Annotated in this window: 22 protein-coding genes; 4 read left to right on the top strand and 18 right to left on the bottom strand. The window is 61.5% G+C overall.

The window, feature by feature from the left end; all coding sequences use genetic code 11:
- Positions 1–162: 162 nt before the first annotated feature.
- Positions 163–1,803 carry a diguanylate cyclase domain-containing protein gene (locus ACV4UY_RS10800; RefSeq protein ID WP_491607601.1) on the top strand — a complete coding sequence of 547 codons (1,641 nt, stop codon included), beginning with the start codon at positions 163–165 and terminating at the stop codon, positions 1,801–1,803.
- 104 nt (positions 1,804–1,907) lie between these two features.
- Here ACV4UY_RS10800 and ACV4UY_RS10795 read toward each other — a convergent pair whose 3' ends face one another.
- A complete protein-coding gene (locus ACV4UY_RS10795; protein ID WP_491607600.1) occupies positions 1,908–2,507 on the bottom strand; it encodes a DUF1804 family protein in 600 nt (199 codons plus the stop codon).
- Between the two features lie 347 nt (positions 2,508–2,854).
- Between ACV4UY_RS10795 and ACV4UY_RS10790 the strand changes: the two genes are divergently transcribed.
- Positions 2,855–3,502 (top strand): methyl-accepting chemotaxis protein, encoded by a 648-nt coding sequence (locus ACV4UY_RS10790; RefSeq protein WP_491607599.1) that lies wholly within the window; start codon positions 2,855–2,857, stop codon positions 3,500–3,502.
- A gap of 170 nt (positions 3,503–3,672) precedes the next feature.
- Here ACV4UY_RS10790 and ACV4UY_RS10785 read toward each other — a convergent pair whose 3' ends face one another.
- From ACV4UY_RS10785 to hslV, 5 genes are all read right to left on the bottom strand, one after another.
- The gene (locus tag ACV4UY_RS10785; protein WP_491607598.1) at positions 3,673–4,044 is read right to left on the bottom strand and encodes a Mor transcription activator family protein; all 372 of its coding nucleotides are present in this window, start codon (positions 4,042–4,044) and stop codon (positions 3,673–3,675) included.
- Positions 4,041–4,610, bottom strand: coding sequence for a host-nuclease inhibitor Gam family protein (locus ACV4UY_RS10780; RefSeq protein WP_491607597.1), 570 nt, complete (start codon positions 4,608–4,610; stop codon positions 4,041–4,043). Before ACV4UY_RS10780 ends, ACV4UY_RS10785 begins: the two co-directional genes overlap by 4 nt.
- 739 nt (positions 4,611–5,349) lie before the next feature.
- The gene (gene dapF / locus ACV4UY_RS10775; RefSeq protein WP_491607596.1) at positions 5,350–6,324 is read right to left on the bottom strand and encodes a diaminopimelate epimerase; all 975 of its coding nucleotides are present in this window, start codon (positions 6,322–6,324) and stop codon (positions 5,350–5,352) included.
- A 276-nt stretch (positions 6,325–6,600) separates the two neighbouring features.
- Entirely contained in the window at positions 6,601–7,950 is a 1,350-nt protein-coding gene (hslU, locus tag ACV4UY_RS10770; protein WP_420903445.1) for an ATP-dependent protease ATPase subunit HslU, read from the bottom strand.
- Positions 7,951–8,478, bottom strand: coding sequence for an ATP-dependent protease subunit HslV (gene hslV, locus ACV4UY_RS10765; RefSeq protein ID WP_420903446.1), 528 nt, complete (start codon positions 8,476–8,478; stop codon positions 7,951–7,953). It lies immediately after the preceding gene.
- Between the two features lie 140 nt (positions 8,479–8,618).
- Between hslV and ACV4UY_RS10760 the strand changes: the two genes are divergently transcribed.
- Both ACV4UY_RS10760 and ACV4UY_RS10755 read left to right on the top strand, forming a co-directional pair.
- The gene (locus ACV4UY_RS10760) at positions 8,619–9,359 is read left to right on the top strand and encodes an arginyltransferase (RefSeq protein ID WP_420903447.1); all 741 of its coding nucleotides are present in this window, start codon (positions 8,619–8,621) and stop codon (positions 9,357–9,359) included.
- Between the two features lie 5 nt (positions 9,360–9,364).
- Positions 9,365–10,606 carry an aminotransferase class I/II-fold pyridoxal phosphate-dependent enzyme gene (locus ACV4UY_RS10755; RefSeq protein WP_491607595.1) on the top strand — a complete coding sequence of 414 codons (1,242 nt, stop codon included), beginning with the start codon at positions 9,365–9,367 and terminating at the stop codon, positions 10,604–10,606.
- A gap of 43 nt (positions 10,607–10,649) precedes the next feature.
- On the opposite strand, the gene pheT is transcribed toward ACV4UY_RS10755, so the two are convergent.
- The 12 genes from pheT to tilS form a co-directional block, all read right to left on the bottom strand.
- Entirely contained in the window at positions 10,650–13,040 is a 2,391-nt protein-coding gene (gene pheT, locus ACV4UY_RS10750) for a phenylalanine--tRNA ligase subunit beta (protein ID WP_491607594.1), read from the bottom strand.
- 30 nt (positions 13,041–13,070) lie between these two features.
- A complete protein-coding gene (locus ACV4UY_RS10745) occupies positions 13,071–13,925 on the bottom strand; it encodes a hypothetical protein (protein WP_491607593.1) in 855 nt (284 codons plus the stop codon).
- Positions 13,922–14,989 (bottom strand): AAA family ATPase, encoded by a 1,068-nt coding sequence (locus ACV4UY_RS10740; protein ID WP_491607592.1) that lies wholly within the window; start codon positions 14,987–14,989, stop codon positions 13,922–13,924. Before ACV4UY_RS10740 ends, ACV4UY_RS10745 begins: the two co-directional genes overlap by 4 nt.
- 15 nt (positions 14,990–15,004) lie before the next feature.
- Positions 15,005–16,042 carry a phenylalanine--tRNA ligase subunit alpha gene (gene pheS / locus ACV4UY_RS10735; protein WP_491607591.1) on the bottom strand — a complete coding sequence of 346 codons (1,038 nt, stop codon included), beginning with the start codon at positions 16,040–16,042 and terminating at the stop codon, positions 15,005–15,007.
- A gap of 180 nt (positions 16,043–16,222) precedes the next feature.
- Entirely contained in the window at positions 16,223–16,585 is a 363-nt protein-coding gene (gene rplT / locus ACV4UY_RS10730) for a 50S ribosomal protein L20 (protein WP_491607590.1), read from the bottom strand.
- A gap of 26 nt (positions 16,586–16,611) precedes the next feature.
- Complete coding sequence (gene rpmI, locus ACV4UY_RS10725) at positions 16,612–16,809, bottom strand: 50S ribosomal protein L35 (RefSeq protein WP_420903452.1); 198 nt, start codon at positions 16,807–16,809, stop codon at positions 16,612–16,614.
- A gap of 61 nt (positions 16,810–16,870) precedes the next feature.
- Positions 16,871–17,461 carry a translation initiation factor IF-3 gene (gene infC, locus ACV4UY_RS10720; RefSeq protein ID WP_420903807.1) on the bottom strand — a complete coding sequence of 197 codons (591 nt, stop codon included), beginning with the start codon at positions 17,459–17,461 and terminating at the stop codon, positions 16,871–16,873.
- 110 nt (positions 17,462–17,571) lie between these two features.
- Complete coding sequence (gene thrS / locus ACV4UY_RS10715; protein WP_491607589.1) at positions 17,572–19,485, bottom strand: threonine--tRNA ligase; 1,914 nt, start codon at positions 19,483–19,485, stop codon at positions 17,572–17,574.
- Positions 19,486–19,490: 5 nt separating this feature from the next.
- Positions 19,491–20,870: a phosphoglucosamine mutase gene (gene glmM / locus ACV4UY_RS10710; RefSeq protein WP_491607588.1), complete on the bottom strand. Its 1,380-nt coding sequence runs from the start codon at positions 20,868–20,870 to the stop codon at positions 19,491–19,493.
- Positions 20,871–21,046: 176 nt separating this feature from the next.
- A complete protein-coding gene (folP, locus tag ACV4UY_RS10705; protein ID WP_491607587.1) occupies positions 21,047–22,210 on the bottom strand; it encodes a dihydropteroate synthase in 1,164 nt (387 codons plus the stop codon).
- A 28-nt stretch (positions 22,211–22,238) separates the two neighbouring features.
- Entirely contained in the window at positions 22,239–24,587 is a 2,349-nt protein-coding gene (gene ftsH / locus ACV4UY_RS10700; protein ID WP_491607586.1) for an ATP-dependent zinc metalloprotease FtsH, read from the bottom strand.
- 110 nt (positions 24,588–24,697) lie between these two features.
- The gene (gene tilS, locus ACV4UY_RS10695) at positions 24,698–25,831 is read right to left on the bottom strand and encodes a tRNA lysidine(34) synthetase TilS (RefSeq protein ID WP_491607585.1); all 1,134 of its coding nucleotides are present in this window, start codon (positions 25,829–25,831) and stop codon (positions 24,698–24,700) included.
- Positions 25,832–26,205 lie beyond the last annotated feature (374 nt).

The raw sequence follows: 26,205 nt of genomic DNA, 5'->3' as shown, positions 1-26,205 counted from the left end.
AATGTAGCTAACGGAAATAATCTAAAACTCCATGTCCCGCTGAACCAACACAGGGAATCCCGCGAATGGCGAGTCCATTTCTCTTGCTTATTGACTTGGCAAAACGTATTTTAGGAGGGATTACCCGCCAGAAAATCAGGCCATGGGGAGGGGCATGCGCACATGGAAACAACGGACGACCATACCACGCCGACCGGCGTGTCGGAACGCAGGAGATATCGCGGTCGCAGTCTGCTGATTCCCATTGTCGGTCTGCTGATTCTGACCGTATTGGCCACCATGTCGGTCGGATATTTCATCAATTATCCATTCCTGAACGAAACCCTGCACACCAAGGCCAAAATCGAGCACGAGGCGCGCGCCGCGCAGATCGGGTTTCTGATCGATCACGAGGCGAGCGTGTTGTCGCAGTTGGCCAATGCCGTGTCGCGCGACGGCGAGTTGCAGGAGGCGGTGACGGCCTTCAATCAGGACTTCAACCGTCTGATGCGCAAGGTGCTGTTTTTGTCCGAAACGATCCGTGGGGTGGATTTCATCAGCGTGCTCGATGCGAGTGGCAAGAGTCTGTTCGCCACCGAGGGATTGGTGGGGGAGAAGCCGTTGCCTGCCGAGGCGGTCTCCAAGGGGATCAAGACCGGCGGTCATCTGGTTTCGATCGCGATCGAATCCCGTTGGGCCATGGTCTCCCTGGCACCGATCACCGTGCAGCGCAAGGCGGTCGGTCTGCTGGTGCTGGGACGTTGGATCCATCCGGATCTGGCGCGCGGGCAGGGGACGAAATCCACCGGCATGGCGATCGGTCATCCGGACGGTTTTCTGGCGAGCACGCTGGATGGCACGATCTGGCCGATACCCGATCCGGATCGGGTTCGCGCCTGCCCGGAGGGGAGCGCGGCCCTGACCGATCGGGTCGCGGAGTCGGATCTCGGCCTGCTTTACGCGCCGCTGGCCATCGTCGGTCGTACCTTCTGTGTGATCCTGCCGGTGGATTTCAGTGCGATCCGCCTGGCGTTGCGTGACAATGCCCTGCGTCTGGGGTGGTCCTCGCTGATCATCATCCTGATGATCGGGCTGTTGGGTTTGACCATGCATTTCCTGATTCTGCAACCGCTGAACCGGTTGCGTGACAAGGCGATGATCCTGGTCGAGGTCTGCTCCAACGAGCGCATCGACACGCCGCAACTTTCCAAGTCGGGGAAAGGCAACGAAATCCAGATCCTCGACCATGCCTTCGAAACCGCCTCCACGGCGATCTATTCGTACATCGGCGAGCTGCACCACCAGAAGGAACATTTCGAGGACATGGCGATTCGCGATCCGTTGACCGGATTGGGCAATCGTCGGCTTTTTTCGCAACTGGTGGAGAAGACCCTGGCGGTCTGTCAGCGCTATCGGCGGCGCATGGCGGTGATGTATCTGGATCTGGACCGTTTCAAGCCGATCAACGATACGTTGGGTCACGATGTCGGCGATCTGCTGCTCAAGGCGGTGGCCGGTCGTCTGAAACAGGCGTTGCGCGAGTCGGACGTGGTGTTTCGTCTGGGTGGGGACGAATTCGCCGCCCTGCTGCCCGAATGCGCGGAGGGGGAGGTGGCCCGTCAACTGGGCGAGCGGCTGATTTGCGAGGTGGCCAAGCCTTATCATCTCAATGGTCACGATTGCACCATCGGGGTGAGCGTGGGGATCGCCATTTTTCCGGATCACGCCGAGCAGCTCGAGGGGTTGCTCAAGTGCGCGGACGTGGCGCTCTACGCCGCCAAGGACGCGGGGCGGGGCGTGTGTCGGCTGCATGGGGACCCGTGACCCGCAGGGTTTGAAAACCGTTGCGGGGGACCGGAATCTGCGAAACGATGCCGCGAACCTGGCCCCAAAACAGGTCGCCGAACAACCGATCCTCACAATGGGTATCACCCCTCCTCGGAGGAGGCGGAACGCAGGGTATCCCCTCCGGTCATGCAGGTGACCAGCTCCTCGCCGAACGGTTCGAGGATCTCCACGAACATCTCCAGCCAGTCGGGGTGATGGTTGCGGACGAACTCGGCCTGCCGCTCCAGAACCCACTTGGCGATCGCCAATCGCGATAATTCGGGGCTGGCCTTGCCCAGTGCCCGCAAGGTGCGATCCAGCGCCTGGGACAACTTCGAAAGGGCATCCACCCGATCCAGGGGCTTGACCTCCCCGTTTTTCACCGCGGCCACTGCCTCCTTGTGGAGTTCCAGATACTCCTCCAGCATGGCGCTCACCATCCGCTCGCGTCGATTCCCGACCAGACAGCCGGCGGCACGGTCCAAGAGCGTGCCATGCGGTTGGCTCTCCCAGGGCACCCCTTCTTGTTGATCCATCCGCCGCCAGCGACGGGCGGTGCTCTCCGCGACCCCGTGTTGTCTGGCTGCCCACGCCAGATTGCCGCCACTCTCCAGGAAGGCGGCGCGTACTCGTGCCCGTTGCCCACTCCGCTCCGCCCCTTCGATCCGCTCCGCCCCTTCGATCCGCTCCGCTCCGGCCATGTTGGTCGATCCCCTCGTCGATTGATTGAACCCCTTGGGATTGAATGCGTCAATTGATTGATGAGACTAAAAAAAATCGGTATTCTCGCCAAGATGAATCCGTTCCGCCTGGACAGGATGCGCGCCCGGCGAAGATTCTCGGACTTTTTTGAACAAATTCCATGACCTTGCATTCAAACGTGTGCTATCCTGACAAAGGACGATAAATAATCGGTCAGACGTGCGCCATCCCGCCCCGAACAAATAAAGAATCTTGGCTTTTGTCTTGCATTCGGGTTCAGTGATCGCGCTTTCCATCAAGATCGACCGCAACACACAGTGATCCGGCACCACGGGGTGGAACGACTATGGCAACCAGTGAACATGGCAAGAAAATCGGCATCATCGGTGCCGGCAAGGAAGGCTGCGAGGTCTTGGAACTCTTCTCGCACAACAAGAGCGTGGAAATCCTCTTCGTGGCCGACCCCGACTCCGCGGCTCCCGGTTTGGCCATGGCCAAAAAACTGGGTATCAAGACCGTTTCCAAACCCGAAGTCGCACTCAAGAACTTCAAAACCGATCTGATCGTCGATTGCAGCGGTTCGCCGGATGTCCATCGCATGGTCGTCGAGGCGGTCGGCAAGGATGGTGTCATCGACGTATCCCTGATCCTGATGCTCTACAAGATCTTCAGCGAACAGCGCGGTCAGGCCAATCACCAGGTCTTCACCGATCTGGCCAGCGTTCGCCAGGAGATCGATCGCAATACCCGCGACGTTTCCAAAACCCTGCACGGCATCGAGAAAATCTCCAACGAACTCGAAGTGTTGGCCATCAACGCCGGCATCCAGGCCTCCCGTGCCGGTGAGTTCGGCAAGGGGTTCGCGGTGGTGGCCGGCGAGGTCAAAAGCACGGCTCGCGTGGCCCGCGACCTGGCGGGCGACATCGATCGGGTCATCAGCGAAATCTCCTCGATGTCCAAGCGGATCGATCAGTCCTTGAAAAAAGTTTTGTAAAATCCGTTTGCTTCGAGGTCGTTCAAAAAAAGGATCGACGCGCTCGCGTCGATCCTTTTTTGTTGAGGCACTCTCGCAAAACAGTGCCACGAGAGGTCAGGGTTCTCCCCATCCCGTGCGTTTCGGGCCGACAGCCGATCCGACGGCTCGCGCCGACACGGATCCCGTCATCACATGGACGTTGAGAGAATCGCGTAGATTTGACGCTCGGTGAGGGCATTCTCCCGCGCCAATTGACGTACACCGTCCCCCGCGTCGTAGCGGCGGATGATCTCCCGGTTGCGGCGTCGGCGCAGCAACTCCGCGGCGCGTACCACGGTGAGGGTTTCGCCCCCGAAATGGCTCGACAATTTGCGGGCCTGTTCAAAGCCCAGCAGCGTCACCAACTTGTGCTGCACCCGCAGCTTGCGCGGCACGAAAATGCGCGTGCCTCCGCAGGCATGGACCAACTGCAAGGCCCCTTCCCGCCCGATCACCTCGGCGATCTCCTCGAGTGAACCCGGCAGATCCTCTTTCAAAATCAGCTCCAAACCTTCCATCATTTCACCTCCCCGCTTTGCGTAGTTTCCGAATGGGCCGTGGTGGGCATCGCATCCGGATTCAGGTTGTCCCACTTCACCTCATACCAAAAGAGATCGGATCGCACGCTCTCGATCCCCAATTGGGCCAATCTTCCCACCGACCAGCCGCGCAGAACGGCGCGATTGACATCCTCGCGCACGCGGATCGCCTCGGTTGCGCCAAGCTCCTTGATTTTTTGCAAGACCCCCGCCCAACCCCCTCGTACCGGTGGACGCAGTGCCTGGACGCGACGGAAGCCCAGTGCGCCGAATGTCAGATCGAGCCCACGCCTTTTGGCGAACAGGATCGCTTTGTTTTCAAGCGCGAACAGGGACAATCCCGCCACCAACGCCTCCAGACGGGCGCGGCGTGGGGCGGCAAAGGCCTCGGAGGAGCGTTTGATCCGTGCGATGCTCTCTTGTCTGTCCATTTCGATGGCATCGAGGCTGCGTTGCAGTTGGGCGATTTCGCCCAGGACGCGATTGGCATCGCGCAGATCCTTGATGACGATGGCATCCACGGATTTGGAACGATTCTGGCTCCCCATGCTCTCCTCCCGATTGGCGGCCTGGTTTTTGAAGACGCGATATCATGAATACTCGGTTCATTCTTCCGGTTTGTCAAGAAAAAAGATGTTAAAAAGTGACTTCACAAATTATTCTAAATCATATATAATCATATTATATTACATTCACCCCTACAATTATTGAAACTTTTGATAGTATTATCATCGGCACATCAATCGAGTTGGCAATCACGGGATAAATCTTGGCAAAGAACAGGATCTTTACATTCGGGGAGAGGCGTGGATCGTGAGAATCGATCCGAAGCCAGGGCTGATGCAGGTGGAAAACGAAGGAATGCTGGCGGATTGGAAGCCGGGTATTTCGGAAAACGGCGGGATTTTTTGGCTGGTGACCTGAACGGGCGTGTGTTGAGGGCAATTTCGAGAAACAAAACGGGTCGTGAAGGAGGGGAGCAAGGAACAGTCGGGTCAGAGTTGAGCGTTATTCATAAGCATTTGGTAACGATTCAGGACCCCCTATATTGGGCGGGGTCCAGCAACTGTCTTGGAAGTCAAGCGGCATTTGTCACTGGATCTGTAGCAGGCAAGACTTGATCTGACATTTCTGGCAGGATGGACGCAAACCAATCAAGGAGGATGTCAGCGAAAAATGCTTCTTTGAGAAGAGCGCGCTCAAGGGGAGGTTGCGTGGGCGCGCGGGCTGTTTCCCGCGTTGCACGCAACCTTGAACCCCTCGCGGGCAGGGGATCTCGTGTTGCGATCACCCCGCGTCGCACGCCGCCTTGAACCGTTCGTAGGCGCGGATTTCATCGTCGCGATCGCGGACGCGTCGAACATGTCGCAGCGGATTGTTTTCATCGGTGGGGTCGATCTCCACCTCGCCATCCCACTCGAAGGTGGCGTTGCCCGCCAAAAGACCGGCATGGTTTCCGCCTTCGGTGGCGCGCAGGGCGGTGCAGATCACCTGTCCACCGGCATTGAACACCCGGATGGGACGACTGAAGGGGAAGGCTCCGTCCAGACATGCGGCAAAGGTGGAGGCGGTCATGGCGGTGCCGCAGGAGTGGGTCCATCCCACGCCGCGCTCGTAGGTGGCCACGAAAAGGCTCGCTTCTCCGGTGATGCGGCGCAGGCTGACGTTCACCCCGTCCGGAAACAGGGGATGGGCGCCGTTGGCCAGGCGTCCGACGCGAATCAGGTCATCCCGATCGACCATCTCGACCGGCGCGCTGATGTGGGGATTGGGGGCCGAAAGGGCGGTGAAGCGCAGATGGGTCGAGAGCGACGGCAGAATCTCGCCCACCACCCGCGGTCCGTCCCAGACCATGGGCAGGGTGGTTGGCTTCAGGGAGATCGGTCCGATTTCGGTTTCGCAGGCCGTGACGCCGGGAAAGAAAGCAGACATGAGCCGGACCCGCAACACCCCTTGCATCACCGCCACCGTCACGGTGTTGCGACCGGTCGACTCGAGGGTGAAACGGCCCAGGCAGCGGATGCCGTTGCCGCACATGCGCGCCTCCGAGCCGTCGGCGTTGAAGATGCGCATGCGGGCGTCCGCGTCGTGGGCGGGTTGATGAAACAGCACCCCATCCGCGCCGATTCCCCCGTCCCGGCGGCACAGAGCCGCGACCAGGCGGCTCCGGGTCGCCTCGGACACCTCCAGGGGGGTGGTCATCTCGTCGATGAGCAGAAAATCGTTGCCGGATCCTTGGCATTTGATGAAGGGTAGAAGCATGGCGATCCTCCTGGGAAAAGGCATGATTCAGCGTTGCAAGGGCCACGCACCCTTTGCGAAAATCGCTTTTTTTGAAGAGCGCGCTAAAAAGCGAAAGTCAAACCTCGGAGGCACCGCCTCCGCACTGAAGCCGGGGATCCGCGGGACCCGGCTCCTGCAATGGTGGGGGTCCTGAATGGTTGCTTGAGATCGTTGCCAAACCGCACCCATCACGAGATGCGTCGTTCCATGATCAAGGGTCTCCAGGAGGATTATCCCCATCCGAACGACTCCACCTCACAGAATATACCGCGACAGATCCTCGTTCTCGGAGAGATCCTGCAACTGACCGCGCACGAACGCGCCATCGATCACCAACCTCTCCCCGCGTCGGTCCGGCGCGGTGAAGGACAGCTCATCCAGCAGCTTCTCCATCACCGTGTGCAAACGCCGCGCGCCGATGTTTTCGGTGGTTTCGTTGACCTTGGCGGCGATCTCGGCCAGGGCGCGAATGCCATCCTCGGCAAACTCCAGCGTCACCTCCTCGGTGGCCAGCAACGCCGCATACTGCCGGGTCAGGGCGTTTTCCGGCTCGGTGAGAATGCGCAGAAACTCTTCCACCCCGAGACTCTTCAACTCCACCCGGATCGGCAGCCGCCCCTGCAACTCCGGAAGCAGATCCGACGGCTTGGCAAGCTGAAACGCCCCCGAGGCGATGAAAAGGATGTGATCGGTCTTGACCATGCCATGCTTGGTGCTCACCGTGGTCCCCTCGACGAGGGGCAGGAGATCCCGTTGCACCCCCTCGCGGGAGACATCCGCGCCGCCGCGAAACTCACCGTTGCGCGCACACACCTTGTCCAGTTCGTCGATGAAGACGATGCCCGCCTGTTCGACCCGCTCCAGCGCGGCGCGCTTGGACTTCTCCCGATCCACCAGCTTGCCGGCCTCCTCGTCGATGAGGAGCTTGAGGGCCTCCTTCACGGTCGCCTTGCGGCGCGTCGGACGGGCGCCGCCGAAAACCGAGCCGAGCATCTCGGAGATGTTGATCCCCTCCATGCCTTGCGGGGTGAACACCTCCAGGGTGGGACCGTTGCGCGGCTCGCGCAGATCGATCTCGATCTCCCGGTCATCGAGCTTGCCCTCGCGCAGCATCTTGCGGAATTTCTGGCGGGTGCCCGAATCCCCCGGCAGGGCGGATACGCTCTCCACCGTGCCATAGGAGACGTTCGAACCCGGAAGCAGGCCATCGAGCACCCGATCCTCGGCGGCCTCCTCGGCCTGTCGGCGCACCTCTTGCTTGGAACGCTCCAGCGCCATCTTGACCGCCATGTCGGTCAGATCGCGGATGATCGACTCCACATCCCGACCCACATAGCCGACCTCGGTGAATTTGGTGGCCTCGACTTTCAGGAACGGGGCATCGGAGAGTTTGGCCAGGCGTCGGGCGATTTCGGTTTTGCCCACGCCGGTGGGACCGATCATGAGGATGTTCTTGGGATAGACCTCCTCGCGCAGGGCCGGATCGAGCCTTTGCCGTCGCCAGCGGTTGCGCAGGGCGATGGCCACGGCCCGTTTGGCGTCGTTTTGGCCAATGATGAAGCGATCCAGTTCGGAGACGATCTCGCGCGGCGTGAACTCGGACATTTACAGCTCTTCAAGGATGAGATTGGAATTGGTATACACACAGATTTCAGCCGCGATGCCCATGGCCCGCTCCACGATTTCGCGCGGGGGCAGCTCGGTGTGACGCAACAGCGCCCGCGCCGCGGAGAGCGCGTAGGGAGAGCCCGAACCAATGGCCAGGATCCCCTCTTCCGGCTCCAGGACATCCCCGGTGCCGGAGATCAACAGGCTGTGGGTGGCATCGGCCACGGCCAGCATCGCCTCCAGCCGTCGCAACATCCGATCGGTGCGCCAATCCTTGGCCAGCTCCACGGCGGCACGGGTCAGAATGCCGCCGTGCTTGACCAGCTTGGCCTCGAACCGCTCGAACAGGGTGAAGGCATCGGCGGTAGAACCGGCGAATCCGGCCAGGGCGCGGCTCTCCTTCAAGAAGCGCACCTTGCGGGCATTGGCCTTGATCACCGTCGCGCCGAGCGTCACCTGGCCATCACCGGCCATCACCACGCTCGCGCCGCGTCGGACCGAAAGGATGGTCGTCCCCTTGAACATGCTTGCAACTCCCGTGAAGAAACCTGCATGATGGGGGCAGACCCCCTGACCCCCCGACCGTGTTGCTTCCGCAAGGGCGTTCCACACGGCAAGAAAAAACATGGTGCGTTCTTTCCCAACGGATTGCAAGGTGGCGTTGCATGACCGAACCCCTCCCCATCGAAAACGGCCATCGACCGCTGGAGCTGATCCTGAGTCCACCCCATGCGTGCGGGTATCTGACCGGGCCGGTGGCCAGCACCCTGTATGTGAACCCGGAATTCCCCATGGAGATGGAGCGCTACGATTTTCTGCTCGCCACCGGCTTCCGGCGCAGCGGCAATCTGGTCTACCGTCCCTGGTGCCGGGAGTGCGACGCCTGCGTGCCGGTGCGGGTCCGCGCACGGGAGTTCGTGACCACATCCTCGATGCGACGGGTGATCCGGCGCAATCGCGATCTGGTGGTGCAGTCGGGCCGACCGGTCTTCTCCGACGAACATTTCGCCCTCTATCGCCGCTACATCAACAGCCGGCACGGCGATGGTCCCATGGCCGATCCGGAACTCGAGGAATTCATGGAGTTTCTGCACTCCGACTGGTGCGCGGTCCGCTTCGCCGATTTCCGCGTGCAAAGACGGCTGGTGCTCACCGCGGTCTATGATGTGACCAACACCAGCCTTTCGGCGGTCTACACCTTTTTCGACCCCCAGGAGCATCCCCGCGGACTCGGCACCCTGGCGATCCTGTGGGAGGTGGAGCTGGCCCGGCAGTTGGGGCTCGACTGGGTTTATCTCGGCTACTGGATCGACGATTGTCCGAAAATGCGCTACAAGTCGCGCTATCAACCCCTGGAAGCCTATATCAACCGGCGCTGGATCCCCATGCCGGATGCGCGGGAGTGACCTCCATGCCCGCGCGTGCCTATGCCGCCTTTCTTGCCCAATGCGCGCGCGCCGGGCAGACCCGCCGGCTGGTGCCGATGCTGCCGGCATCCGGCGGGCGGATCGACAAGGCGGGACAACGGCTGATCAACTTCTCCTCCAACAACTACATGGGCCTGGCCGACCATCCGCTCCTCATCGAACGCGCCCGGGACTGGACCGCCCGTTGGGGCTGTTCGGCTTCGGCCTCGCGGCTGGTGTGCGGCAATCTGGAGCCCTTCGAACAGGTCGAGGCGCGTCTGGCGGCAGGGAAGGGGAGTGGCGCGGCCCTGGTCTTCAATGCCGGCTTCCAGGCCAATGCCACGCTGCTGGCCGCGCTCCTCGACCGGCAGGTGTTGGATGGCGAGCCCCTGGTTTTCTGCGATCGGCTCAACCATGCCAGTCTCCATCATGGCTGTCTGGCCGCCGGGGTCAGGCAGATCCGTTACCGTCACAACGATCTGAATCATCTGGAAGAACTGCTTGACAAACAGGCCCGGCATCCGGGTCCGCGGTTCATCGTCACCGAAAGCCTGTTCAGCATGGATGGGGATCGGGTGGATCTGCCCGGCCTGATCGCGTTGAAGAACCGTTTCGGGGCCTTTCTGTTTCTCGACGAGGCGCATGCCACCGGGGTGTTCGGTCCGGGCGGGTTCGGTCTGGCCGCCGCGCATCCGGGCGCGGTCGAACTGGTGATGGGGACCTTCAGCAAGGGGTTGGGAGGGTTCGGGGCCTATGTGGCCTGCTCTCCGGCGTTGCGGGATTATCTGGTGCAGCGCTGCGCGGGCTTGATCTATTCGACCGCCTTGCCGCCGGCGGTGCTCGGGGCCATGGACGCGGCGTTGGAGTTGCTGCCCACCCTGGATGAGACCCGGCAAGCGTTGCTCGAACGGGCAGCCTGGTTGCGGGGAGAGTTGCGGGGGTTGGGTCTGGATACCGGACGTTCCGCCAGTCAGATCATTCCGGTGATTCTCGGGGAGAGTGGGGTGGCGCTGGAGGCGAGTCGGCGGTTGGAGGTCGAGCATGGGATTCTGGCCATGGCGATTCGTCCGCCCACCGTGCCCAAAGGGACGGCGCGGTTGCGGGTGTCGTTGAGCGCGGCGCATGGGGCGGGGGATCTGATCCGGTTGCTTGATGGATTGCGCCACGCGGAACCACGGCATCCCCCGCTTTTGCAGAGCGCGCTAACGTCCAAGACAGAACCCCCGAGGCTTTCCCTCCGCACTTAAGCCGGGGACCTTGCGGTCCCCGGATCCCCGCAATGGTGGGTGGTCACCTCAACGCCGCACCGAACCGCTCCACCACCCGCGCAATGATCCGCTCCGCCACCCCCTTGCTCTCTGCATCGGTCAACGTGCGATCGTCCGCCTGCAACAACGTGCTCAACGTCAGACTCTTCCACCCCTCCGGCACGCCGGTACCGGTGTAGATCGCCACCACCCGCGCCTGCCGGATCAATCCCGCATCCACGGACATCACCTCGGCCACCACCGCACCCGCGGGGGTCCGCTCGGGCATCAGGAAGGTGAAATCACTCTGGATGCCGGGAAAACGACTCGTCACGATCTCCCTTGAGCCGCTCTTGACCTTGGCGGGCAACGCGCCCAGCTCCAGCTCCAACACGAACAACTCACGACGCAGATCCAACTCCCCCTGCTCGGCGGGGTGCAGCTGCCCCATCCAGCCGATCGCATCCCCATCCGCACCTTGAATCACCGCCTTGCGCAACGGATGCAGAAACGCCGGTCCACCCGCGACCAGATCCGGCGCCATGCCGGTCAGATCCTTCATCAGCACCTCCAGATCCCCCTTGAGATCATGGAAGTCCACCGCGCGCGCCGCGGCATGCGCCGAGGGTTCCTCCACCGGACCGCACAGCACGCAAGCCAACCGCTCGACCTCCTCGAGGATGCCATCCTCGGCGCGGGGCAGAAAGACCCGTCCCATCTCGAAGAGCCGCAACCGCATGTTGCCGCGATTCAGATTGCGCTGCGCGCTCTCGATCAATCCGGCGATGAGCGAGGTGCGCAACACCGATTGCTCCTCGGAGAGGGGATTGAGCAAACGCACCGGGGTGATGGCGCCATCGAAACGGGCCTGAATCTCCGGGCCGACAAAGGCGTAATCGATCGCCTCCTGATAGCCCAGTCCCACGAGAATCTCCCGCACCCGTTCGGTCAGCACCCGTTGCGGATCCGGCATCGGGGGCGAAGCCGGCACGCGGGGCAGGGCGGCAGGAACCCGGTCATAGCCGTACAGACGCACGATCTCCTCGACCAGATCCTCCTCGCGCTTGAGGTCATGGCGCCAGCTCGGCGGAATCACCATGAAACGGGGCTCATCCCCGGAGATCGGCATCACCTGACATCCCAAAGCGTCGAGCATGCCGTTCATGGTTTCGGCGGCGAGGTCGATGCCCCCCAGCCGGTTGACCCGCTCGGGCCGGTAGAAGATCTCGGCGGGGGCATGCCAGGTGCCGCCGTCGAGCAACGTCACCGGGCCGGCCTGACCACCGGCCAGATCGAGGATCATCCGCGTGGCCCGCTCCATGACGTGCGGAATCGCTTCCGGATCGGTGCCGCGCTCGAAACGGTGCCGCGATTCGGAGACCAGCTCCAGCCGCCGCCCGGTGCGCGCCGTGGCGATCGGATCGAAATAGGCCACCTCCAGAAAGATGTCCGTGGTCGCCTCGGTGACCCCGCTCTCCGCGCCGCCCATGATGCCGGCCAGAGCCAACACCCGCTCCTGATCCGCGATCACCGTCATGGCCGGAGTCAGGTTCCGTTCCATGCCGTCCAGGGTGCGCAGGATCTCCCCTTCGGCGGCGCGACGCACCACCACCGGCCCTTGAAGTTTTTCCAGATCAAAGGCGTGCAAGGGTTGGTTCAGGTCGAGCAACAGATAATTGGTCACATCCACCACGTTGTTGATGGCACGCAACCCCACGGCCTCGAGCCGATTCTTCAACCATGCCGGACTCGGACCCACCTTTACCCCGCGAATCACCCGACCCGCGTAACGGGGACAGCCGATCGGATCCTCCAGCCGCACCTCGGCGATCGCCTCCGGGGCCTCGATTTCCACCTTCGGGAGTTCCAGGGGGTTCAGGCTTTTGCCGGTGAGCGCCGCCACCTCCCGCGCCACGCCACGCACCCCCAGGCAATCGCCGCGATTCGGGGTGATCCCCAGTTCCAGCACCACGTCGTCGCGACCCAGCGCCTGGGCGATCGGCTGACCATCCGGGGTGGCCGGATCCAGGATCAACACCCCCTCGGACTCCGTGGCCAGTCCCAGCTCCTTGAGCGAGCAGAGCATCCCCTGGGAGGTGACCCCGCGGATCTGTCCGAGCTGGATGGCCATGCCGTTGGGAAGATTGGCTCCGACCCGCGCCACCGCCACCTTGTCGCCGGGACGGTGGTTCCTGGCCCCGCAGACGATCTGCAAACAGCTCTCGCCGATGCGCACCTGACACAACGTCAGCCGGTCGGCGTTCGGATGGGGATCCACGGTCTCCAGCCGTCCCACCTGCACCATCTCCAAACCCTGATCCAGCCGGTACAGGGCATCGAGTTCCAGACCCGCCATGGTAAGCCGGGCGCCGAGGGTGGTGGCGTCAAGATCGAAGTCAATATGGTCGCGCAGCCAAGCAAGGGTGATTTTCATGAGTTGAGAATCCAATCCGTATTTCAGGGTTTATTCAGGCGTGGGGTTGGCAAGACGGGTCGAGAGTTCCAGAAGATCAGGGTGGTTTCTCCAGTCGATCTCCGCAATGCCCCAATCAAAAAAGAGTTCCATCGGCGGAAGCCTGGCATGGTGTAAGCGGACCATCATCTTGGCAAGATCCTTCCCGCTGAAATAGATGGTGTAGAGTCGTTCCTCCCAGAACCGTTTGGTTTGAAACCGCTCCAGAAACGTGCTGTACCCTTCCGAGAAGGATCGGGGATTGATGATCTGGTTCTTTTTTTTGAAATCACCAATCAGACCCGTTGCCCGTGCCAGACAGGTTGTTGAATCGAGTTTATCGGGTAGATCGTTGCTTCTTTTGATCCAAGTGTTGCCAAACGAATTCCAACCATCATCGGGTTTCAGCCCAGCCAAGGCCCAACGCGTGGCTTGATACCAAACAAGCTCACGAGCTGCCTCCATGATCCATTGCTCCAACCGCTCGATACCCGGAGAGGAACCTAATTTCCAGGAATATTGACCATGCTTCTCGGTCCAGAACCGGTCAAGAAGAACACCCTCCAACAGATAGTTTTCGATGCAGGTCCGATGCGACATGACCATCTTGCCATCCGGGTGACGACCGGACAGCAAGACGGGTTCTTTCTCCGGGTAATGGTCAAAGTCTCGATCCCGATAAAACAGATACGACTGAGCTTTATGATTGGTCAAGAACCCTTCAGCGAATCCAGATAGATTGCCTTTTCCCCCTCCGGGTTGCACGGCTACCGATGGGGAGGGGAACAGACGCCGCAACAGCCGTTGATCCAGACTCTCCGGTTTGCCTTCACAAAACACGACCCATGGGACATCCAGCATGTTCATCCGTCGGTAATCCGCATGATGGCATGGTCGGGTACCACGTCACCAATGGCTTGCGAATGGGAGGTGATGATGAACTGATTGTTCTTGCCCATTTTCTGCAGTGCCGTCAGCAGCGTCTGTTGCAGGGGTGGATGGAGATGCAGCTCGATTTCGTCGATCAGGATGACCGAATTGTGGATGTTCAAACGGACCAGATCGATCAGGATGGGCAGGATCACCCGTTCACCCGCGGACAGCTCCCCGAGTTCATACTGGTGGCGTCCATCGGAGAAAAAGAACCATGGTGCCTTGAACAGATCCCTGTCACCCTCCCGAGGTACGCTGCCAACCAGTCGATGGCCTGGAAAAACGGTCTCCCAGGCAAGCTGAATATCCTTGAACAGATCCTTTTGCCCTGGTTGAAGAATTTGAGCACCATATTGGATGCGTGCATGGAAACTGAAGATACGATCCAGATAGATTCGAAGGTATTCATCGTTGAAGCTGACCAAATTGCCCGATTCTTCTTCAATCGGCGTTAGGGTATTGGCCAACCGTTGCTCGTGATACCAGAATACCGAACCGATCTCCTGGAAGATTTCATGTCCTTCGGGCAGAAGTTTTAATACCTGCGAGGCATACCTGCGCCCAAAGAATTGATTCCTCTGTTTGGCAGACGGGGCAGACAGATTGGTACCATCCAATGTAAGAACGATCTCTCGTTTGGAGTCCGGTGCAATCTTGAGATTCTTACTTGAGGGCAAAGTCTTGTAACAGCGTTGAATCGTTTCGATCTCCGCAGCACCAAAGGCCACGCGCAATTTGATTTGAGTAGGCAATTTCCAGGTATTGGTTGCCAAAGAACAATCAAAGCCAGGCCAGTCCAATTTCTCCGCGGAGGTCAATCTTCCCGTGGCCATGCCAAGCACCAGGGCAATGGCCTGGAGCACGGTGGATTTACCCTTGCCATTGTTGCCAGCCAACACCACCAGATCTTTCGGAATTCCCAGAACCGGATCCGTGAAATCCATGCTGAAGTTCTCGAACTTCTTGAAATGTTGGATTTCGAGCTGGAGTACCTTCATGGCCGCCTCGATGGGTCACGCATGCCGCGTCAGGAAGCGGGTATCGTTGTCGAACAGGGCACGGATGTCGTTGATGCCGTATTTGAGCATGGCGAGCCGTTCCACGCCCATGCCGAAGGCGAACCCGGAGTAGCGTTCCCGGTCGATGCCGACGTTGGTGAGCACGTTGGGGTGGATCAGGCCGCAGCCGAGCACCTCGAGCCAGCCGGTGCGCTTGCAGACCCGGCATCCCTGGCCTTCGCAGAACAGGCACCCCATGTCCACTTCCGCCGACGGTTCGGTGAACGGGAAGAACGACGGACGAAACCGCACCGGCAACTCCCGTTCGAAAAACCGCACCAGAAAGGTCGCCAGCAACCCTTTGAGCTGTCCGAAGTGGACCCCTTCGTCCACCATGAACCCTTCGACCTGATGGAACATCGGTGTATGGGTGAGATCCGAGTCGCAGCGGAACACCTTGCCCGGCGCGATGGCGCGCAACGGGGGTTGTTTCCCCTCCATGACGCGGATCTGCACCGGCGAGGTGTGGGTGCGCAGCAGCCGTTTGCGACCGTCCAGGGCGGGCGGCAGGTAGAAGGTGTCGTGCATCTCCCGCGCCGGGTGGTCCGGCGGGATGTTCAGCGCCTCGAAGTTGTGCCAGTCCGACTCCACCTCCGGACCCGACGCCGGTGGAAAGCCCATGGCCGTGAAGATGGCGATGATCTCGTTCTGGGCCCGGGTCACCGGGTGGATCGTACCGTGTGGGCGCGGGCGGCCCGGCAGGGTGACATCCACCCACTCCCGTTCCAGCTTTTGGTTCAACTCCACCTGCTTGAGCGCATCCGAGCGTTCCGCGAGCCGGTTGGCGAAGCTCTCCTTGAAGGCGTTGGCCGAAGCGCCGAACGCGGCGCGCTGGCTTTCGTCCATTTGTCCGAGGCCGCGCAGGATCTGGGTCAGATCTCCTTTCTTGCCCAGCGTCTGGACGCGGATCGCCTCCAGTTCGGCGGGGGTGGCGGCGGCATCGAGGGCGGCGAGGGCGGACTCTTTGAGTTTGGCCAGATCATCTTCGAGCATGGTGGGTTCCCGACTGAAAAAATAAGGTGGGGCGACTGGCGGGTGCTTGGTCGTGGATCGCGTCATCACCGGGGTCCGGGGTGGTTCGGTAGACCCTTGGACGCATCATTTCCGACGGCATAAAAGACAAAAGGGTTCCAAGGATTGGAACCCTCTCATCCCTCTTGCCTTTTGAGACGATCAGGCCGCCGCCAGAGCAACCTTGGCCTGCTCGGCGACTCGCGCGAAATCTTCCGGCGCATGCACGGCCATGTCGGCCAACACCTTGCGATCCAGCTCGATGCCACTCTTGGTCAGACCGGAGATCAACCGGCTGTAGGAGAGACCGCTCAAGCGGGCCGCGGCGTTGATGCGCACGATCCACAGCTTGCGGAAATCCCGCTTGCGGGCGCGACGATCGCGATACGCGTATTGCAGGCCATGCTCGACCTTTTGCAGGGCGATGCGGTAGCAGCTGCTGTTGCGGCCTTGATACCCCTTGGCCAGATCCAGAACTTTCTTGTGACGTGCGTGGGCACACACACCCCGTTTAACGCGCGGCATGGGTGAGTACTCCTTGAAAAAAGATCTTATAAATAAGGCATCATCTGCCGGACCGCTGGCGCATCCGCCGCAGCCATCAGACAGGTGCCACACATGTTGCGTTTGTTCTTGGGCGCCTTCTTGGTGAGAATGTGGCGCTTGAACGCATGGTTGCGTTTGAGCTTACCGGTGCCGGTGGCGGAAAACCGCTTGGCCGCGCCCCGGTGGGTTTTGATCTTGGGCATTGCCGATCCTTCGGTTGGGGGTTGATGTCATCCGCAATCGCGCGTTCACGTCAACTGCGAATCAGGGTACTTTCTTCGTTTTGGAGGGCGCCACCACCATGGTGATCTGCCGACCCATCAGCTTGGGCACCTGCTCCACCTTGGCCAGATCCGCGACCGCCTCCTCGACCCGTTTCAACAGGGCGAGTCCGAGATCCTGGTGGGCCATCTCACGTCCGCGAAAACGCAAGGTGCATTTTACCTTGTCGCCGTCCTCCAGGAATTTTCGCATGCTTCTGAGCTTGACGTCAAAGTCGTGCGTATCGGTTCCGGGACGGAACTTGACCTCCTTGATCTCGATGCGCACCTGCTTTTTCCTGGCCAGCCGTTCGCGTACCGATTTCTGGTACTTGAACTTGGCGTAGTCCATGATCTTGCAGACCGGGGGACGGGCATCCGCGGCCACCTCGACGAGATCCTGACCCGCCTCCGTGGCGCGTCGCATCGCTTCGTAGGTGGTGACCACGCCCACCTGTTCACCTTTTTCGTCGATCAGCCGCACTTCCGGCACGCGGATCTGTTCATTGATGCGCGTGTTGTCGGTCTGAACCTGGGGAGCGGGGCGTTCCCGGTTGTCCCGGTTGCCGGAGGGGCCGCCGCTGTTGTGGGGTATGGAAGGCTTGATGATGATCGACTCTCCCTTGTGGTGAATGTTTCACGAATGGCTTGCGTGGGTACGCCCCTAAGCGTCTACCACGGATGGGTTTTTTCCCATCATGCACGTCATGTCCGCTGTTTGCTTTCGACCAGCAGGCGTTGGATCATCTCGTCGAGCGGGATCAGACCCAGCTCCTTGCCATGTCGGTCACGGGGACTCACCGCCCCCTCGGCGCGTTCGCGTTCGCCGACGATCAGCAGCCATGGGATTTTCTGCATGGCGTGCTCGCGGATTTTATAGCCAATTTTCTGATTGCGCAAATCTGTTTGCACGCGCAGACCCGCAGCGCGCAATTTTTGTTCCACTTCCACGGCCCAATCGTTGTAGGCTTCGGTGATCGTCAGCACCACGGCTTGCACCGGCGCGAGCCACACGGGAAAATGGCCGGCGTGGTGTTCGATGAGGATGCCGAAGAACCGTTCCAGCGATCCCATCAAGGCGCGATGGATCATGATGGGTCGATGTCTGGCTCCATCCTCGCCAATATAGCCGATATCGAACCGTTCTGGAAGGTTGAAGTCCAGTTGAATCGTCGAACATTGCCATTTTCTTCCGATGGCGTCGGTGATCTTGACATCGATCTTCGGTCCGTAGAAGGCCCCGCCCCCCACATCCTCGCAATAATCCAGGCCGTGATGCAGGATCGCCCCGCGCAACGCGGCGGTGGCCTTCTCCCAGATCGCGTCCGAACCCACCGCTTTTTCCGGGCGCGTGGAGAGGTTGATTTCGAACTTCTCGAATCCGAACGTCCGCAGGGTCTGCAAGGTCAGGTCCAGAATCGCGCTGATCTCCGCTTCGATCTGGGATTCGCGGCAGAAGATGTGCGCGTCGTCCTGGGTGAAGCCGCGCACCCGGAACAGACCATGCAAAACCCCAGACATCTCATAACGATACACCGTTCCCAACTCTGCCCAGCGCATCGGCAGATCCCGATGGGAGCGGATCTGGGAGCGGTACACCAGAATATGGAACGGGCAGTTCATGGGGCGGATCTGGTATTTCTGTTCATCCACCGTCATCGGATTGAACATCGAGTCGTGGTAGAAGTCCAGATGGCCCGAGGTGCGCCAAAGATCCAGGTTGGCCATGTGCGGGGTGAACAGAAACTCGTAGCCTGCCGCGCGATGGGCCTCTTTCCATTGATCCTCGATGATCTGCCGAACCCGCGCGCCCATCGGATGCCACAGCACCAGGCCACCGCCGGCGTCATCCTGGATCGAGAACAGATCCAGCTCCTTGCCGATGCGGCGATGATCCCGTTTGGCCGCCTCCTCGAGCAGGGTGAGGTGGGCTTCCAGGGCTTTCTTGTCCGCGAAGGCGGTGCCGTAGATCCGTTGCAGCATCTTGTTCTTCGAGTCGCCGCGCCAGTAGGCCCCGGCCAAGCGGGTCAGCTTGAATACCTTGAGCCGTCCGGTGGAGGGGACATGCGGACCGCGGCACAGGTCCATGAACGCTCCCTGGCGATAGAGCGAGATGGCCTGATCCTCGGGAATCGCGGCGATGATCTCCGCCTTGTACCGCTCCCCCTGATCCAAAAACCAGTCGATCGCCTCCTGGCGACCCATGAGTTGTCGTTTGACCGGCAGATCCCGTTTGACGATCTCCTCCATGCGTGCTTCGATCGCGGTCAGATCTTCCGGCGTAAAGGGGCGTTCGTAGTCGAAATCGTAATAAAATCCGTCCGCCACCGCCGGACCGATGGTCACCTGGGCGCCAGGAAACAGCTCCTTGACCGCCTGGGCCATCAGATGGCTGGTGGAGTGGCGCAGGATGTCGAGTCCATCGGGGGTCGAAGGGGTGATGATGGCGATGGTGGCATCCTGATCGACCACGGTATCCAGATCGACCAGACGGCCATCCACGCGACCGGCGATGGCCGCGCGGGCCAGACCGGCGCCGATCGTCGCCGCGATCGTGGCCACGCTCGCGGGCGTGGCGCTCTCCTGGAACGATCCATCGGGAAGGGTATAACGCGGCATGGGAATCACTCTCCTGAGGCTTGCGCAGCCTTTTGTATGCGTTGGCAAAGATCATCGACTAAAGGCGAGATGATCTCGTGGGAATCCCCCTCGGCCATGACACGGATTTTCGGTTCCGTGCCCGAGGGGCGTACCAGCAGGCGTCCTTGGCCTTGCAGGGTTGCATGGGCAGCCTCGATGGCCGTTTGGACCGTGGGATCGGCCAAGGGATTGGAACCGCGGGGGATGGTGACGTTCTTGAGAATCTGCGGCACGGTATGCAACTGCGCGGCCAGCTCCGAGAGCGGGCGTTGTTGGGTCACCATCCGTTCCAGGATCTTCAAGGCGCTCACGATGCCATCGCCCGTGGTGTTGTAATCCAGAAAAATCATGTGTCCCGACTGTTCGCCACCCAGGTTGCACCCTTCGGCGAGCATGGTTTCCAGCACGTAGCGATCCCCGACGCTGGCGCGCAGCAGTTTGAGATCCAGGGAGTGGAGAAACCGTTCCAATCCCAGGTTCGACATCACCGTGCCGACCACCGCGTCCCCTTTCAGGGTCTTGTTTTCCTTCATCATGATGGCGCTCAAGGCCATCATCTGGTCGCCGTCCAGCAGGCGGCCCCGGTCGTCGCACACCAACAGCCGGTCGGCATCGCCATCCAGGGCCAGGCCGATATCCGCCCCGGTTTCGCGCACCTTGTCGCGCATCAATTCCGGGTAGAGGGAGCCGCAGTTTTGATTGATGTTCAGGCCATCCGGTTTCACGCCCAGCGGGATCACATCCTCGGCGCCCAGTTCCCACAGCACTTCCGGCGCCACCCGATAGGCGGCGCCGTTGGCGCAGTCCACCACCACCTTCAATCCCGTGAGTCGCAGGTCGCGGGGAAAGGTGTTCTTGCAAAATTCGATGTAGCGTCCCCGTGCATCCTCGATCCGTTGGGCGCGTCCGATGTGGGACGGGTGGGGCAGGTCGCGGATCACCGGATCTTGGAAAAACTGTTCCTCGATGGCCCGTTCCACCTCATCCGGGAGTTTCATGCCGTTCGGGCCGAAGAACTTGATTCCGTTGTCGTGATACGGGTTATGGGAGGCCGAGATCACGACGCCGATTTCGGCGCGAAACGCGCGGGTGAGGTACGCGACCGCGGGGGTGGGGATGGTGCCCACCTGGACGCAGTGCATGCCCACCGAGTTGAAGCCCGCGCGCAGGGCCGATTCGAACAGGTAGCCGGACAGGCGGGTATCCTTGCCGATCACCACGACGCCGCCGCGGTGATCCGGGCGGCGCAGCACCTGGCCCGCGGCCTGGCCGAGTCGCAGGGCGGTTTCGGCGGTCATGGGGTGGACGTTGGCCAGACCGCGCACGCCGTCGGTGCCGAAGAGGCGGGGAGGAGAGGAGTTCATGAATGCCGATCCTGGTAAGATCCGTCGATCCAAACTGTTGAAAAAAAGAGGAGATCTGGGGGCTTCCTCCCCCAGGATTTTGCCTTTATCTTAAGGCAAAATCCTGGAGGCTCTGCCTCCAAACCTCCGCCGGGGGCCTTCGGCCCCCCGTCCTCCGCAACAGTTGGAGCCAGTCTTCAGCGCCTTATCCCTGCCGCGACCCGCATGGCCATCTTCGCCCCCGCCACATCATGCACCCGCAAAATCGCCGCATCCGCCAACAAACTCAACAGATGCCCAATCCCATCCCGCGCCATGGGTCCCTCGATCCCACTCAACTCCCCCAATATCCGCTTGCGGGAAAACCCCAACATCAACGGCACACCCAACCCGCGAAACACCCGCCGCCGCCGCAACAAGGCCAGATTGTGCTCCCGACTCTTGCCAAATCCAATGCCCGGATCACACGCCAACAGCCGGATTCCACACCTCTCCGCCCAAACCTGACGCCGCGCGAGAAAATCAAAGACCTCCACCACCACGTCATCATAACGCGGATCGCTCTGCATCACCTCCGGACGATCCGCCATGTGCATCAACAACACCGGCACATCCGCACCCGCCAACCAACCGGCATCCTCTTCATCATCCAAACCCGGTCCACGCAACGCGGTGACATCGTTGATCATCGCCGCGCCCGCCCGCAACGCTGCCCGCATCACCTCGGGCTTGGAGCTGTCCACGGCCACGGGAATGGAAACCGCGCGCGCCAAACCAGCCACCACCGGCACCACCCGCTCCAGCTCCGCATCCAGCGACACCGGCAACGATCCGGGTCGGGTCGATTCCCCACCCACATCCAACAGGTCCGCTCCGGCCTCGGCCATGGCCACCCCATGCGCGATGGCCGCCTCGACACGACCGGCCAACCCGTCCCCGGAAAACGAATCAGGCGTGACGTTGACGATCCCCATGACACGCGGCCCGGTCAGATCCACACGCCAACCCGGCGATCCACCCCAATGCCACACCGGATCCGCCTGCCGATGCCGCGCCAGGGCGACCTCGATGGCCGTGGCTTCCGCCTCCAACCCCACCGCGCGCAAGACCTCCGTCAGACCCCGCAATCCGGCGCCATTCAAGCGCCCCTCGGCCAGACGCCAAAGGCCAGCTTCCCGAATACGCATCCCCTCGGGCAACAGCCGGTCCCACCCCTCGCGCCATCCGGCCAGCGTCACCAACCAGACCGTGATCGGATCATCGAGCAGCTCCCCCAAGGGAACCGGATCCCCATGCCGCCCCGCGAACCAGGATCCGTCACTCAACATCGGCTCCAGCAACACCCGCATCGGCGCTGCCAACGGCCTCATCCCATCCGTCACACGCGCCTCAGCCACGGTTGGAAGAGGGCGGACCCGGGTCGGACGGCTCGTTCCCGCGCCCGGCAACCGGGAGCGGGGCCTCGACCGTCACGGGCGAACCATCCGGGGTTGGCCGCGCCGCGCTTTCAGAGGTAACCGCCGTCTCCGCGGAAACCACACCCGCGTCTGCCGGCTGCCCAGCCGCCTCACCAGACGCACCCGCCATACCCGCGTCAACCACCGGGCGCGCATCCGCCTCGCCTGCCTCGGTCACGGTCGCACCATTCGGTTTGGTCAGCGAAACCCGATCCACCTCGGCCAGGGCAGGGGCGCTGTCGTCCTCCCGTTCGGACTTGGCCAGATTCGGTCGCACGGCGCGCGCCGGACGAACCGGTCTTGCCTCCTCCTCTTCGTCCTCCTCCTCCTCGTCCACCTCGTCCACCTCCGGCTCTTTGGCCAGACGTACCTTGCCGCGCGGGGCGGAACCACTCTCCGGACCCTCGGCATCGGCCATGGCAGCGGACTTGCCCTTGTTCTTGCGCTTCTTTTTCGGCGGCGGCGGCAGGGGTTTCAACGCCTCCTCGGCGGACATGCCGGCCATCAGATTGGCCACCTCGTCCGCATCCAGGGTCTCCCGCTCCAGCAGGGCCTGGGACATGATGTGCAGAATCTCCATCTTCTCGATGAGAATCTGCTTGGCGCGTTGATAGTTGCGATCGATCAGACCGCGCACCTCCGTGTCGATGGTCAGCGCCGTGGCCTCGGAGATCAATTTGTGCTGGGTGATCTCGCGACCCAGGAAGATCTCCTCCTCCTTGGCACCGTAAGTCATCGGACCGAGCTTGTCGCTCATCCCCCATTCGCAGACCATGCTGCGCGCCATGTCCGTGGCGCGCTTGATGTCGTTGCCCGCGCCGGTGGTCAATTGGTTGAGCACCAGTTCCTCGGCCAGACGTCCGCCCATCAACACCGAAATGTTGTTTTCCAACTGCTGCCGCGAGTAGGTGTGCCGGTCCTCGGTGGGAAGCTGCATGGTGAGTCCCAGCGCCCGACCGCGCGGGATGATCGTCACCTTGTGAACCGGATCCGTGCCCGGTATCGAGGCCGCGACGATGGCGTGTCCGGCTTCGTGATAGGCGGTGGTGCGCCGCTCGTGCTCCGGGATGATGGCCGACTTGCGCGGCTTGCCCATCATCACCTTGTCCTTGGCCGCCTCGAAATCCTCCATGTCCACGAGTTTCTTGTCGGCCTGGGCCGCGCCCAACGCCGCCTCGTTGACCAGGTTGGCCAGATCCGCGCCGGAAAAACCGGGCGTGCCGCGCGCCAGAACCTCGACATCCACCGACTCGTCTATCGGCACCTTGGCCATGTGCACGCTCAGAATCTGCGTGCGACCGCGAATATCCGGATTGGGCACGGTCACCTGACGGTCGAAGCGTCCCGGACGCAGCAGCGCCGGATCGAGCACGTCGGGTCGGTTGGTGGCCGCCACCAGAATCACCCCCTCGGCGGATTCGAAGCCATCCATCTCCACCAAAAGTTGGTTCAAGGTCTGTTCGCGTTCGTCGTGGCCACCGCCGAGTCCGGCGCCGCGATGCCGACCCACGGCATCGATCTCGTCGATGAAGATGATGCATGGGGCATTCTTCTTGCCCTGCTCGAACATGTCGCGCACCCGCGCCGCGCCCACGCCCACGAACATCTCCACGAAGTCCGATCCCGACAGGTTGAAGAACGGCACGTTCGCCTCGCCGGCGATCGCCCGCGCCAAAAGCGTCTTGCCCGTGCCCGGCGGACCGATCAACAGCACACCCTTGGGGATCTTGCCGCCCAGGCGCTGGAACTTCTGCGGATTGCGCAGAAATTCGATGATCTCCTGCAACTCCTCCTTGGCCTCGTCGATCCCGGCTACGTCCGCGAAAGTCACCTTGCCCAGGGTCTCGGAGAGCATCTTTGCCTTGGAGCGTCCGAACGACATGGCGCCGCGTCCGCCTCCGCCCTGCATCTGGCGCATGAAGAACACCCAGACCCCGATCAGCAACAGCATCGGGAACCAGGAGATCAGGATCGTCACCAGCAGTGGCGTCTCCTCGGGCGGACGCGCGGTGATGTTCACCTTCTTCTCGCGCAGCATGCGCATCAGGTCCGGATCGTTCGGGGTATAGGTCGTAAAGGCCACGCCATCCGAGAAAACCCCGGAGATGCGTCGATCCTGCACCACCACGTCGGTGATCTTGCCCTGGTCGAGCTGAAAGAGAAAATCGGAAAACGGGATGCTCTGATCCCGCGGGGTCGGCTGATTGAACAGGTTGAACAGCATGATCAAAAGCAGGCCGATCACCAACCACAACGACAAATTCTTATAAAATCCGTTCAAGCAGACTTCTCCTGGATCGGATGATGTTACCGTGGAACGCCCGCAAGAGAGATCCACGGCGGGGTGAGGGGGGGTTCCCCATCTTGCAAGTCAACAAGGATTGGAAAGATTCAGATCGGGAGCAGGGCATCCGGATGGGTGAACCGTCCGCTCTCATGATAAGGATCCCACACCGAAAATTCAACCATCTCCCACATCTCTTTTTCTCCCGCGCCTTGGGAACTTTTTCGCGGGGCCTCCACGAAACGTTGCCAGTAGATCCGGGAATCCGACCTTTTGATGCGCAGGCCATCCACATGCATGTGCCATCCGCGACCCTTGCCATGGGTCAGACGGGTCAATTGCGCCATGGCGCGGGCGCCGGGCGGGTGTGCGCATCCGGTCAACGCGGCATGACAGCGGGTGAGCACACGGTGGGCCATGGCCTCGGGAAGCGTGGCAAATGCACGGCAATCCAAGGAGATGACCCCTGCCGCCTGGTTCCACCGGGCATCGAGTCGGGGCCAGTAATCCGCCAGCGCCCATTCGAGCGCCGTGTCGGCCTGGGCCAGTCGTTCCGCGCTCTCGGCCAGTCGAAGGGCGAGATCGTGATTCGGCAGTGCCTCGTTCAGAAGCGGTATCAGCCGATGGCGCAGCCAGTTGCGGCGGTACTGTTCTTTCGTGTTCGAGGGATCCTCGCGCCATGCCACTCCGTGTTGCGTCAGCCAGTCGCGCAGCTCCGCGCGTCCCATCCCCAGCAACGGGCGCAGCAGACGGATGCCGTTTCCGAGCGATCGTTCGGCTCGAATCCCCGCCAGACCCGTCACCCCGCCGCCTCGCAACAGGCGTTCCAGGAAGGTCTCGGCCTGGTCATCCCGATGATGGCCGGTCAGAATCGCTTCGGCTTCGAAGGATCGGGCACACTCCAGGAGAAACCCCAGTCGGGCATTCCGGGCCCGTTCCTGGAGATTGCCACCCGATGGTGGGGATTTCCACCTCCCGATCCGACAGGCCAGCCCCAGCTTTTCCGCCTGTTCGCCCACGAAATTGGCATCCAGGTGGGAATCGTCACGCAAGGCGTGGTCGAAGTGAACCACCAGCAACCGCGTCCTGTCGAGGGCCGTGCCGGCAAGCAGCAGATGCAGCAGGGCCAGGGAGTCGGCGCCTCCCGATACCGCGATCACCACCCGTGCCGTCGCGGCAAGCAGCGGTCGGAGCGTGTCGTGAAAACGGGTCGAAAGCGGATCGCGAATCGGGTGGTTCATGGTGGGTTCATGGGGCGAAAGAACCAGGAGTTCAAGACGCCACGGGGGGTGAGGGGTGTCTCCTCCCATCATGCAGGTTTACGAAAATGGGCGTAAGCGCGCGGTCTCCGTGCCCCCCTCGTTGCCCGCCGGGCATACGTGAAGAACGCGAACCGCTCGCGTCAGCCAAAGCCGCCTCCGGCAGCCAGTTCTCATGCAAGGCAAAGGTGCGTCGTTTTGCCAAAATCGCAAAACGACACACCTTCCAAGGCGGCGCGCAAGCGTTTTTTCGCAAAAGACGCGAAAAAACGCTTTTTTTGTAGAGCGCGCTCAAGTCAAATTCTCATGCAAGGCAAAGGTGCGTCGTTTTGCCAAAATCGCAAAACGACACACCT

Source organism: Candidatus Magnetaquiglobus sp. (genome assembly GCF_058402785.1).
Note: the sequence above shows the minus strand (reverse complement) of the source record. Positions and strands in the feature narration are given on the sequence as shown.